9 protein-coding genes are annotated in these 12,569 nt (G+C 64.1%); 4 read left to right on the plus strand and 5 right to left on the minus strand.

The window, feature by feature from the left end; genetic code table 11:
- Window positions 1-68: 68 nt before the first annotated feature.
- From uvrB to FJ943_RS12165, 3 genes are all read right to left on the minus strand, one after another.
- A complete protein-coding gene (gene uvrB, locus FJ943_RS12155) occupies window positions 69-3,233 on the minus strand; it encodes an excinuclease ABC subunit UvrB (RefSeq protein ID WP_140721741.1) in 3,165 nt (1,054 codons plus the stop codon).
- Between the two features lie 117 nt (window positions 3,234-3,350).
- On the minus strand, window positions 3,351-4,949 hold the full coding sequence (locus tag FJ943_RS12160; protein ID WP_140721744.1) for a DUF2778 domain-containing protein: 1,599 nt from the start codon (window positions 4,947-4,949) through the stop codon (window positions 3,351-3,353).
- A gap of 549 nt (window positions 4,950-5,498) precedes the next feature.
- Window positions 5,499-6,755, minus strand: coding sequence for a hypothetical protein (locus FJ943_RS12165; protein ID WP_140721747.1), 1,257 nt, complete (start codon window positions 6,753-6,755; stop codon window positions 5,499-5,501).
- Between the two features lie 142 nt (window positions 6,756-6,897).
- Between FJ943_RS12165 and FJ943_RS12170 the strand changes: the two genes are divergently transcribed.
- Window positions 6,898-7,971: a CapA family protein gene (locus FJ943_RS12170; RefSeq protein WP_181171216.1), complete on the plus strand. Its 1,074-nt coding sequence runs from the start codon at window positions 6,898-6,900 to the stop codon at window positions 7,969-7,971.
- 95 nt (window positions 7,972-8,066) lie between these two features.
- Entirely contained in the window at window positions 8,067-9,026 is a 960-nt protein-coding gene (locus FJ943_RS12175) for a DUF3137 domain-containing protein (RefSeq protein WP_140721749.1), read from the plus strand.
- A gap of 17 nt (window positions 9,027-9,043) precedes the next feature.
- Here the strand turns inward: FJ943_RS12175 and FJ943_RS12180 are convergent, their stop codons facing one another.
- Window positions 9,044-9,541 carry a DUF2314 domain-containing protein gene (locus tag FJ943_RS12180; protein WP_140721752.1) on the minus strand — a complete coding sequence of 166 codons (498 nt, stop codon included), beginning with the start codon at window positions 9,539-9,541 and terminating at the stop codon, window positions 9,044-9,046.
- Window positions 9,542-9,978: 437 nt separating this feature from the next.
- Between FJ943_RS12180 and FJ943_RS12185 the strand changes: the two genes are divergently transcribed.
- Window positions 9,979-10,221, plus strand: coding sequence for a DUF1344 domain-containing protein (locus FJ943_RS12185; protein ID WP_015316128.1), 243 nt, complete (start codon window positions 9,979-9,981; stop codon window positions 10,219-10,221).
- 180 nt (window positions 10,222-10,401) lie between these two features.
- Entirely contained in the window at window positions 10,402-12,024 is a 1,623-nt protein-coding gene (locus FJ943_RS12190; RefSeq protein ID WP_140721755.1) for an FAD-binding oxidoreductase, read from the plus strand.
- 17 nt (window positions 12,025-12,041) lie between these two features.
- Here FJ943_RS12190 and FJ943_RS12195 read toward each other — a convergent pair whose 3' ends face one another.
- Window positions 12,042-12,563, minus strand: coding sequence for a hypothetical protein (locus tag FJ943_RS12195; RefSeq protein ID WP_140721757.1), 522 nt, complete (start codon window positions 12,561-12,563; stop codon window positions 12,042-12,044).
- Window positions 12,564-12,569 lie beyond the last annotated feature (6 nt).

A 12,569-nucleotide genomic window follows, 5' to 3' on the forward strand; every position in this document is an offset into this window, starting at 1 on the left:
CCCACCACTGGCAAGGTGGCAGGAAAAGCTGATCTATATTGGAGGGACAGCGGGGGCGCGAAGAATTGCTACCGTCCGGGCCTGCCTGTCTTGCCCGGCCGGCGCTTTTCGCGGCGGGCGTCGCCTTGGTCTTCGTAGGAGCCGATGCCGGAGCGTTGACGGACGATAGGCTTGTCGGCATCGCCGCGATCCTTCGCGCCCCTCTCTGTCCTGCCGGACATCTCCTCCACGGGGGAGATTGGCTGTGGCTTCGCCGGGACTTTTCCCTCTACCGGTTTTTCGGTGCGACGCACCGTCATCTCGTCGAGCGAGTTCTTTTTGAACAGCGGCTTGGTCGCATCGCCGGGGATGCCGAAGTCGGAGCCATGCGCTTCTTCCGCCGACTGCTTCTTGAACAGCGACCGCGACACCGCGCCTGACGGCGTCGGCATGTCGGTACCAGGTCCCATATCGTCCAGTGACGGCTTGGCGAACAGTGGCTTCTTCACCGGCACGGCGCCGTCGGCGCCCATCTCGTCGAGATCGGGCTTGCGGAAGAGGTTGGGCCTGGCGGCCTTGGCTGCCTCTTCGGCGGCGCGTGCCTGATCGAGCTTGCGGAACCGTTCCTGTTCCTCCAATGTCCGATGCTTGGCCACGCCCTTGTTGTGCTTGCCCTTTTCGCGGCCAGAGGCCGGACTTTGGCCTTCCACCTCGCGCGCCAGCGGATCGTCGGAGATCGACAATTCCATCTCGTGCAGCCGCTTGATCTCGTCGCGGATGCGGGCCGCCTTTTCGAAGTCGAGATTGGCGGCGGCGTCGCGCATCTGCTTGTCCAGCGCGTCGAGATGGGCCTTGAAATTGTTGCCCATCATGGCGCCGGCGCTGTCGGTGAACTGCGAGATGTCGGCGCGAACATGGTCCTTCTCGTAGACCGAGTCCAGAATATCGGAGATGCGCGACTTGACCGATTCCGGCGTGATGCCGTTGGCGGCGTTCCACTCCATCTGCTTCTCGCGGCGCCGGTTGGTCTCGGCCATCGCCCGCTCCATCGAACCGGTGACCTGGTCCGCGTAGAGGATGACCTTGCCGTCGACATTGCGGGCGGCACGGCCGATGGTCTGGATCAGCGAGGTTTCCGAACGCAGGAAACCTTCCTTGTCAGCGTCGAGAATGGCGACGAAGCCGCATTCGGGAATATCGAGGCCTTCGCGCAAAAGGTTGATGCCGACCAGCACGTCGAAGGCGCCGAGGCGCAGGTCGCGCAGGATCTCGATGCGCTCCAGCGTGTCGATGTCGGAGTGCATGTAACGCACGCGCACGCCCTGCTCGTGCAGGTATTCGGTCAGGTCCTCCGCCATGCGCTTGGTCAGCACCGTCACCAGTGTGCGATATCCCGCCTTGGTGGTGTCGCGGATCTCACCGACGACGTCGTCGACCTGGCTCTTGGCCGGGCGCACCTCGACCGGCGGATCGATCAGGCCGGTCGGGCGGATAACCTGTTCGGCGAAGACGCCGCCGGCCTGTTCCATCTCCCAGCCGCCCGGTGTCGCCGAAACGGCAACCGAGAGCGGCCGCATTGCGTCCCATTCCTCGAAGCGCAGCGGTCGGTTGTCCATGCAGGAGGGCAGGCGGAAGCCATATTCGGCCAGCGTCGCCTTGCGCCTGAAGTCGCCGCGATACATGCCCCCGATCTGCGGCACGGTGACGTGGCTCTCGTCGATGAAGACCAGCGCGTTGTCGGGAATGTATTCGAACAAGGTGGGCGGCGGATCGCCGGGCTGGCGGCCGGTAAGGTAGCGCGAATAGTTCTCGATGCCGGCGCAGGAGCCGGTGGCTTCCAGCATTTCGAGGTCGAAGCGGCAGCGCTGCTCCAGCCGCTGCGCCTCGAGCAGACGGCCGGCGCGCTCGAGTTCCACCAGCCGGTGCTTGAGCTCTTCCTTGATCGACTTGATCGCCTGATTGAGCGTCGGGCGCGGCGTCACATAGTGCGAGTTGGCGTAGATCTTGACGCTCTTCAACTCGCCGGTCTTCTGGCCGGTCAGCGGATCGAACTCGGTGATCGCCTCGATCTCGTCGCCGAACATCGAGATGCGCCAGGCGCGGTCCTCAAGGTGGGCCGGGAAGATCTCGATCGTGTCGCCGCGCACGCGGAACGAGCCGCGCACGAAATTGATGTCCTGGCGCTTGTACTGCTGGGCAACGAGGTCGGCGAGCAGAGCGCGCTGGTCGAGCCGGTCGCCGATCTGCATCTGGAAGGTCATCGCCGTGTAGGTCTCGACCGAACCGATACCGTAGATGCAGGATACGGAGGCGACGATGATGACGTCGTCGCGCTCGAGCAGCGAACGCGTCGCCGAATGGCGCATGCGGTCGATCTGCTCGTTGATCGAGGATTCCTTCTCGATGAAGGTGTCGGTGCGCGGAACGTAGGCTTCCGGCTGGTAATAATCGTAATAGGAGACGAAATACTCCACCGCGTTGTCGGGGAAGAATTTCTTGAACTCGGAATAGAGCTGCGCGGCCAGCGTCTTGTTGGGCGCCAGGATCAGAGCGGGGCGCTGCGTCTCCTCGATCACCTTGGCCATGGTGAAGGTTTTTCCGGAGCCGGTGACGCCGAGCAGCACCTGGGTGCGGTCGTTGTTGTCGACGCCCTCGACCAGATCCTTGATGGCGGTCGGCTGGTCGCCGGCGGGCTCGAAATCCGACACCATCTTGATGGCGATGCCGCCTTCGGATTTTTCCGGCCGGGCAGGGCGGTGCGGCGTCCACAGCACGCCGTCCTTGTGCAGCGGATTGCCGGATTCGATTAGCGCCGAGAGCGCGGCCACCGTGGCGGTGACGCCACTGGACGACATCGTCTCGGCTTCTTCCAGCGAGATGTCGAGCCCGGCGACCGGATTGAGGCCGGCCGCCGTGCGTTCGCGGGCCGACGCGGCGCCGCCCATCGAGGTGCCGCGCGCGGTGCGGCCCGGCGCGGCGGAGCGCTCGGGTATTTTCTTCGGCGACTTGGCGCCGCCGCCTTTGCCCGCGGCGCGTCCTTCCCGTTCAGCCTCCTGCTCGATCTGCTCGGCCCAATCGGCGATCGAGCCGGTCAGCGGCGTGCCCGACAATTCGGCCTGCGGCATCTCGGCGAAGCCGCCTTTGTGCAGCGGTTCCGAGGCGTCGAGGAAATCGGTCAGCGGGCTGCGCCGCTTCGGCGCGGCGCGGTCCTCATTCGCCGTCGGCGGCGTTCTTTTATCGGGGGATTTGGCCATGTCCCGAATATGGGATTTCTCGGCCAAAATGGAAAGAGCGCGATGAGGACGGGCCGGCGGTCGCGTCAGGCTCCTGACAGAAGGCTGTCAGGAGGTGGCGGACGGTTTCGCCTTATCTCAAGCGCCGCTTCCGTTCGACGCGACCCGGGTCGCCGATCCGTTCAGGCGATCCACCACGACGAGGCGGGTGACCTTGCCCTTCTTGAAGGCGGCGAGGAAGCGGGAATAGTCCCTGAAGACGACGCAGCCATTGGATTCGGCGCGACCGCCCCGCAGCATGTAGGTATGCGCGAGCAGGCCGTTGCGGTTGTATTTGTTGCCGCCGCTCGTCGGGGTCAGGCGGATCGCCTCGACGCCGTGGAAGCGGGATTCGCGCAGCGACAGATTGTAGGTGTTGGGCGGCGTCGGGCCACGGTCCTTGACGTGGACATAGCGCGGCTGGTCGACCATTGCGCCGAGGCCGGAATGCGCCTCGAGCCGCTGGCCGTCGGGCATGTAGACGGTCTTGGCACTGATGTCGTAGACGGCGACGCCATGGCCGGCGCCGCTTCCGGCGCTCGGGCCGTTGAACAGGTTCCTGAACGCCTGGCCGAGGCCGCCCGAAGGCGTGTCCGGCTTGGCATAGGCCAGCACGTCGCCACCATCACGGGTCCGGCCTTGCCGGGCCGGCTGCCTGGCTTGCTGGACGGGCTTCGGCTGGGGCGCCGGCTTCTGCTCCAAGGTCCTGGGCTGTGCGGCCGGCTTGTCCTCTTCCACGACCCGGGGTTGCCGAGGCGCGTCATATTGCGGGCGACGGGTCGGCAGCGGCACGTCGTCGGTGAGCGCATTCGGCAGCGAAGCGGCGTCGCCCGGCTGTTCCTGCTGGGTTTCGACAGGCGCCACCGCGACATCGGGGGAGGATTCGGTCATCGGCAGCGGCGAGGCGAAAGCTTCGTCGTCGACCGGCATCGACTCGACGAGGGCAAGCGCCAGCTGCGCGTTGTCGGGCGTTTCCGACTGGGCAAAGCCCATCGGCGCCGGCGCGGTCTGCACGACGGAACCCGTTTCGGCGCGGGCGAAGCGTTCCGCCGCCGGAGCCGGCATGTCGTTGGACAGGCTGGCCATGACCTGGACGGACGGCACGAGGGACGCCTCGGTGATCCGTGGAGCGGCGCTGGAAATCACGGGATGGGTGCTGGCCGCGGTCGCCGGCTTTCCCGCGCCGGCGAAGGCAGCGGCAAGCTTTGTCGGCGACAGCGACGCTTCCATCAGTTCGAAGCGCTGCTGCGATTTCGACTTCGCCGGCGTTGGCTTGGCCTGCGCCACCAGGCGCCCGGATTTCTCCGCCTTGGAGGTTATCGCGGCCAGCTTGAAGCAACTGGCACCGCACTGTACGGCATGGTCGTGCAGCGCCTGCGCGCCGCCATGGGCATTGGCCGTCATGAAGGGCGCGGAAGAGCTGAGGAAATGCTGCTTCAGCGGATCGGCGAGAGCGAGCGTGCCCGGCATGGACAGCGTCTGCGGCAGGCCGACCGACGTGACCGAAAGCGAGGCACCGACAGAGCTAAGGCCGGCCATGGTGCCGATCAGCCATAGGCCGACGGCGGCGCTGACGCCCGGCACCGCAATCCAGCGGACAACCCGTTCAGGGGTGAAGGATGAGGCACGTGGCGCTTCGAAGGCGGTCTCGCCGCTGCAACGCCTGTCCCCGACAATTTTACGACTCAACAACGCCATGCAACCAATCTTGCTCCAATCGGCTCCCACGTCCGCGGCTGTGATAGCCGCGACGACCATTCTGTGAGTGATCCCAGGTGGTCCCCGACGCGTTTGCCGCGCCTGTCGTTAGTTGCCGATTGCTTCAAAATATGGACAAAGTTGGTTAACCAATCCCTCTCAAAACCAATCGAGAGACGTGGACTTTGTGCCGAAAAAGGCTCGTCCACGACCATGCACGCGGTATTGCAGCCCTTCCAAGGCTTTTTTGCTGCCTGTTTTTATCTGCCGAGTCAAGCAGAACAGTCTTTGCCAACCTCCGCAAAAAGGCGATTCGGCGCTTCCGGGACAGTGAGGCACGCCAAATGCCTGTCGGCCGAGCGCCCGCAAACATCACGGGTGCCAACAGATTTTGTTGCCGTGCTGCCACAAGTCTTCGGCCCAAAAGGGTCGGCTCTCGGGGCTCATAGCAGCGGTCGTGGTGGGCTCCTACGGCTCCAACGCCGCTGTCCAAGGGTTCCCTACTTTCGGATACGTCGGAGTTCGGCCGACGCGCAGCGTCCGCGCCGCTCAGTTGAACCACAGTGCGAACGTCAAAAACCCGCCACCTCCAAACTCGCGCTGGATCTGGTCGAAATCCTCGCTGGTCAGGATCTTGCCGCTCTCCAGATAAGGCGCGATGCCGGGACCGGTGATCGAGAGTACGAGGTCGAAGGGTTTAGGCTCGTCGAAGAAGCGCTTCATGTTGATCCCTTTGCCGGTGATGCGGAAGTGCGGCAGCAGCGCGCGGCCTTCGAGCAGGTCCTCGGCCATCGTCAGGGTCGCGAGCCAGGCCTGCACCTGCTCCTCGCCGACTTCGAGGCCGGTGAGCGGGTTCTCGCCCTTTTGCTGCGGGCCGGGCAGCCATTCGCGGTCATTGTCGGTCTCGGCGCGGATCGCCTTCCAGTCCTCGCGCGACAGCCGGATCATTTCGAGCAGCTCCTGGCGCGCCGCCTTGCGGCGTTCCGGTTCGACAACCGGCCAGTTGACGAGATGCACCATCGAGATGAAGTCGGCGATGCGCCATTCCGAGGAGAAGATGCTCGAGCCCATCTCGCTTGGCGGCGGCACGAGGATGTCCTGCAACGGCAGCTTGGCGCGCGGAAACAGCATGTGGAACGAGCCGTCGAACGTGCCCTTGAAATCATGCGCCAGCCAGAAATCGGCCTGCGCCATCAGGAATTCGGCATAGCCTTGCAGCCAATAGCCGTCGGCGCGGTCGAAGCGGAAGGTGAGCGCGGGGGCTGTATCGCCCTGGGAGATGCCGCCGCGCGACAGCGCCGCCATGATCGCCGCCATGCTTTCATCCGGTGCGATGGTGCCGTCCTCGTTGAGGTCGATGCCGACATGGGTGAGGTCGATGACCATGCCGATATCGGCATCGGCCGGCACCGAACCAAGCGTGGTGGCGGACTTTGCCAGCCGGTCACGGAAGGCCACCAGTATGGCGCGGAACTCTTCGTAGGTCAGCGGCTCGGGATTGGGGTTCGCCGGTACCGGCAGCTGCATCAGCGGCAGCATGAAGGATTGCGGGCTCTCAAACCCATGGCGATGCAGGCCGCTGGCCAGCAGTTCCAGCGCGGTGAAGAACTCGCCGGCGCCGGCGGCATAGGCTGACGCTGGATCTTTCGGCGCGGCCGCTTCCAGTGTCGACAGCGCGCCGTCGCGCGCGGCCACGGTCCTTGCCTCGAACAAAGCTGTTGCCGCTTCGGGCATGGCCGCCGATGCGGACGACAGCGGCACGAGCACAATGAAAGCCGATGCCAGCAGGCTTGCTATTCGTGTCATCTTTTCCCTCCCATTTGTCGGGCGACCATACACAGATTTACGACGCCGCGCCTGTCGATGCCGGCACGCTGTCCACATCGTTGCATGAATGTCGCCGGGCACGCTTCAACCGGTCCGTCGGACGGTCTACAGAAGGCCAACGATGAGGCGTGCCGTGTCGAACTATCCGCTCTCCTACAAACTGTCCTGGCTGCCGCGTTTCCTGAAACCGTCGCTCGGCGGTGGCGCCACTGGATTTGCGCCGGCATCGGGGACGCTGATGGACCCGCTACCGAGACAGACGGTGCGGCTGGCCGTCATCGGCGACATCTCGGCGGTATCCAACCGGAGCGCGCCGGACTGCGATCCGGCGATCAAGGCGCTGCTGGGCACGGCCGACCTGGTGATCGGCAATTGCGAAAGCCCTGTCGTCGACAGGCCGAGCGCCGTGCTGGGGACAAAGCTCGGTACGCATCATGCGATGAGCGAACGCTTTCTGGCCGAGGCACTCGCGGCGGTTGGCATCAGGCGCGAAAAACTGGTCCTGTCGCTGGCCAACAATCATGTGTTCGACCAGGGCGTCGCCGGTTTCGACGCGACGGTCGCGGCGTTGAAGCGGCTCGGTGTCGGCATCATCGGCCTCGCCGCCAAGGGTCCGGTCGAACGCTTCGCTGCCGGGCCGCTCGCTCTCGGCTTCGCCGCTTTCACGCTCTGGCGCAACGCCGATGAGAGACTGTTTGCCGACCGCGTCTCGATGGAAGGCGATCCGGCGCGCTGGCCGCGCGAGGCGAGCGCTGGGGTCGATCTCCTCTGTGCCGTGCCGCACTGGGATTGGGAATTCCGGCATTTTCCGCGCGCCGCAACACGGGCACTGGCGCGGCGGCTGGCCGGGCAGGGCGTCGGTCTGATCGCCGGCCATCACGCCCATGTCGTGCAGCCGGTGGAGCGGATCGGCGGGACGGTGATTGCCTATGGGCTCGGCGATTTCCTCGGCACGGCTTTTGCCCGGCAGCCATGGCCGGGGCGGATTGGCGGGATTTTCATCGTGGACGTCAGCGCCGATGCGGAGACGCGCGGCGCTGTCGCGTCCTACTGGTTTCATCCCTTTGTGCGCTTGCGTGCGGGAGACCACGAACGGCTGCTGCCGGTCGAGGCATTGGACGAGCCCATGCGGCAAAAAATCGAGGGCCGGCTGGACGCGATCTTTCCTGCTTCCCTTGTGGACGCGTCGCCCTGACCGCGTGACAGGTCCACGACAGGGCAGGGGTAAGCGCTGGCGACTTTCCCGCGAAAATGGCTATCATGCGGCAACACTGGCGGCGGGGATTGGCGATGGAGACGGCGGATTTCATGCCGGGCGCGGCTGCTATCGCAGCCATCAAGAAAGACATCGAGGTCTACGAAGCGAAAAGGGCCTCGGTGGCACGCGCGGCCAAGTGGCGCGCACCGTTGTTCGTTGGCCTGGTGGTCGTCTTCGTGGCGCTCATTGCGTGGCTGTTCAACAAGGTCGCCGATCCCAACGAGCAATGGTTCTCGACGCCGCACGTATTTCTCTACGTGGTCGGCTTCGTGGTGGCGATCGTGCTCTATTTCCGGGCGATCAGGCCGGCGGCGAGGCTGCAGCAATCATTTCGCCAGACGCTGATGCCGATCATCTTCGGCTTCATTGGGGATATGCGCTACCAGCATGACGTGACGCCGCATTCCTTTGACCGATTGCCGCGCGAGACCGTCGGCGGTTTCACCATGAGCCGCTTCGACGATATCATCTCCGGACGATATGACGGATTTGCGTTCGAACTGTACGAAGCCGACCTATGGGACGGGGGCGCCACCAAGAACAAGGCGACCACATTCAAGGGCGTCGTCGTCGCCTTCGAAACCATCGAGCCGTTTCCAGGAATACTGGTCGCGGCGCGACGTGCCAGTGGTGTGATCGGCTTTTTCCGCGGCATGTTCGCGCCCAGGATGCAGGAACTGCCTTCCGGCGTGCCGGAGCTCGACGCCGCATACGAGTTCCGCACCAACAATGTCGAGGCGGCGCGGCCGCTGGTGACCGGCCGGCTGGCGCAAGCGCTGAAATGGCTCGGCGAAACCTGGCCGGACGAGCCCGCGCGCGTCGCGCTCAACGGCAGCGATGGTTTTCTGCTCCTGCCGCAACCGAAGAACTTTTTCGAGCTACCTGATATTTCGGTGCCGCTCGACTACGCCAGTCATGTCGCACCGATGATTTCGGACCTGGGTGCCATGCTGGCGACCGCGGCACTGGTGCGCAAGATCGGCGCAAGCTAGTCCGGTTGGGCAAACGATCAACAATCGTAACCGGATTTGTCGCGCAGGTAGTCCGCTTCTTCCTTCGACATCCTCTTGAACATCACACACACGGTGAAGCTCCCTACTTGCCGCCCGTCGTGTCTGTATCCCCAGTCCGAAATATCGTCCCTGGTGAATTCTATCTCCTGGCCGAGGACGACATTGCGCACAGCTGCCGGTTCGTTTGCCAATATGCCGACGAACCCCGTTTCGGTGCGCTGGAACGGGATGACCCAGAAGTGCTCGCTGATATCCCCATCGCGCACCTCGACCTTCAATTTGAACCTGTCCGTCCCCGAGGGCGGCGTTCCAGCCAGGGCCAGGAACTCATCCAGGCTGGCAAGAGCCTTTGCAGTTGCCGTCGCCATCTCGGGGTCTTCCGTAGCAAAGATAAGCGCTTTGTCATCGTTCGGATTCGCGGCTTGCGCGCCGGCCGATCCCGGAGCACACGCCAACATCATCAAGGACATCATGGACCGGACTGCAAGCTTCATGGAAAGGCCCCCTCATGGTAACGGCGCACCATCCGGCATCCGTTCCAGATTTGCAACCGGAGCGCGAGTTTCGTCCATTTCAATTGGCGATCTGAACTGAACCATGACACAAAATGTGTATCGATAACCGCTCGGCGGTCTGTTTCGTGATGCTCCTCGAGACGGATTGCGGCGGCCGCGCCGTGATCGCAACCGCTCGCCACAATCCGTCTAAACGACTCTTTTCGCGAACAGAAATGCGCTCGCCGGGGGAACCGAAGCGGCCTGAAATGATGTCGGCCGCAGACAATATGTCGGAATTAAGCCTATGATATCCTTTGCGAAAATTCACCCAACGTGATTTGCCGACGATGGCTGTTTCGTTCCAGTCTCGGGCCGTCCGGTGCTGCCCTCTCCCAAGCGGTACCGGAAAACCGAAACAGCACGGAGTGCTATCCATGAAGAAGACCCTCGCAACCACCGCCGCTTTGCTCGCCTTCCTCGGCACGGCCTATGCCGCGACCGTTCAGGGCACCATCCAGGCCGTCGATCCGACAACCAAGTCGGTCACCCTCGACGACGGCAAGATCTACCAGCTGTCGCCCGATGCGTCGGTCGGGAAACTGAAGGTCGGCGCCAAGGTGGCGGTGACCGTCGACGACAAGACCGGCATGGTGACGTCGATCAAGAAGGCCTCATAGAGACTGCCGACCGGACTTTGAGACCCTGCTCCAATCTGGCCGGTTCCTTGGGGAACCGGCCATTTTCATTAGCTTGGACCGTCACCGCCAGGCGACGACGGCGGCGGAACGCCGTTGCGGCAGAGGCGCTATGGTTTTTGCCAAAAGGCCGCGCTATTCCTTGGCCGCCGGGGGATCCGCATGGCCGAGGAACAAAAGGGATTTCGCCTGTCGCGGCGGTTACTGCTGGGGGCGGCCGTCTTTGGCGGCGCCGTGCTGTGGGGCGGCACCACCGTGGCGCGGCTGGCGCGAGGCCCGTCAGGGCCGAAGAACACCGGACGCATCGCCGATGTAGACGGTATCGCGCTGCCGCTGAAGCCGATCGCGAGCCCGCCCGCCTTCGATCCGTCGCTGCCCTGGCTGGCCAAAGGCGGCGACATCAACGATGCCAGCGGTCTGTCGAGGACGCCGGTCTATGGCGTCGTCGAGATCAGCGAGGAAGAGCATATCGCCAAGGCGCTCGCCTTCGCGCGCGCCAACGGGCTGAAAGTGTCGCTGGCGGCCATCCGCCATTCGATGGGCGGGCATGCTTTCGACGACAATGCGCTGGTCCTGGATATGAGAAAGTTCAGCAAGGTTACGGTGGACGCCGCGGCCAAGACCATGACCTTGCAGCCGGGCGCGTGCTGGCACGATATCCAGACCATGCTGCATCCGCGCTTCGCGGTGAAGGCGATGCAGTCGACCGATATTTTTTCGGTCGGCGGCTCGCTGTCGGTGAACGCGCATGGCATGGACCATCAGGCGGGCTCGGTGGCCGGCTCCATCCGCTCGATGCGGGTGATGCTGGCGGACGGGTCGGTGACCACCTGCTCGCCAACCGAAAACATCGAGCTGTTCCGACATGTCGTCGGCGGCTACGGTCTGTTCGGCGTGGTGCTGGAGGCGACGCTCGATATCGTCGACAATGCCGTCTACCGCACCTCGCGCGAGATCATCAGATCCGACGATTTCCCGAAATTCTTCGCCGAGGTGCTGGAGCCGAACAAGGACATCGGCCTGTTCTACGGGCATCTGTCGACCGCGCCGGGCAATTTCCTAGAGGACATGATCGTCTACCGCTACGATAAGGTGGCGGAGCAGCCGCCGGCCGACCAGCCGGCGCTCGGCGAACCCGATGGCGTCGGCCTGAAGCGGGTGATCATGAACATGGCCAAATGGGGCAGCGCGTTCCAGGAACTGAAATGGTTCACTGAAAAGACGCTGGAGCCGAAATTCGAAAGCTGCACGGTGCCGCGTAGCTCGGCGCTTGCCCAGGGCGAGGCCTGTCTCGTCACCCGCAACAACCCGATGCACGATTCGGTGCCGTATCTGTTCAACGACCTCATGTACGAGACCGACATACTGCACGAATATTTTATTCCTCGCGCGAGCTATAATCCATTCGTCGCGGAAGCGCGCGAGATCCTGCGCAACCAGGATCTGCCGGTGCTCAACGCCTCGGTGCGCATCGTCCACAAGGAGGACGTGGCGCTGACCTACGCGCCGGAGCCGGCCTATTCGCTGGTGCTCTATATCAACCAGCCGGCCGATGCCGATGGCAATGCCAGGATGCGGGCGCTGACGCGGGCGCTGATCGACGTGACGATCAAGCATGGCGGGCGCTTCTTCCTGCCCTACCAGCTGCACTATACGGCCAAGGAATTGCTGGCGTCCTATCCCGAATTGCCGGCCTTCCTGACGGCAAAGCGGCACTATGACCCGGCGGAACTGTTTTCCTCGACCTTCTACCGTGCCATCAAGGCGCTGAGCGGGACGGTGTAGACGGCACGCGGGCCGTCCTACAGGCCCGTCGGCATCAGCCCAGCCAGCCAGTTCACGGAGCGCTTTGCCGCGTCGGCGGTTGCCGAGGCGGCGCGGCCGAGATCGGTCTTGACCACGGCGTAGCCGTTCTTCGTGCGATAGAGCACGCCGGTTCCGCCGTCGACCACCTGTTCATAGGCGACGGGTCGGGCAGCGGCCGCGTCCAGGGCCGTCGTGGGCGAACCGACCGGGACGCTCGGCCGATGGCTGAGCTCTGGCGGCAGCGGGCTTTCCGTCCCGACGACCCGGCTGGCGGGCTTCAGTTCCGGGCCCGACGCGATCGCGGCCAGGTGCGAGGAGGACGCCGAGCCCTTCGCGCGGCAGATGCCGGACACCAGCGGATAATTGAAATTGCGCTCGTGCAGGATCTGGCTCTTCATCGCCGCTTCGCAATCGGCGATGGTCGACCACTTGGCCGGCGTCTCGCCGATATATTCGCACAGCTTGGCGTCGCAGTCGCAGCCGACGATGGTCATGGCGACAAGGGCGGTCTTGATCACGGTCTC

It is taken from the genome of Mesorhizobium sp. B2-3-10 (assembly GCF_006442275.1).
Classification (GTDB): Bacteria; Pseudomonadota; Alphaproteobacteria; order Rhizobiales; family Rhizobiaceae; genus Mesorhizobium; species Mesorhizobium australicum.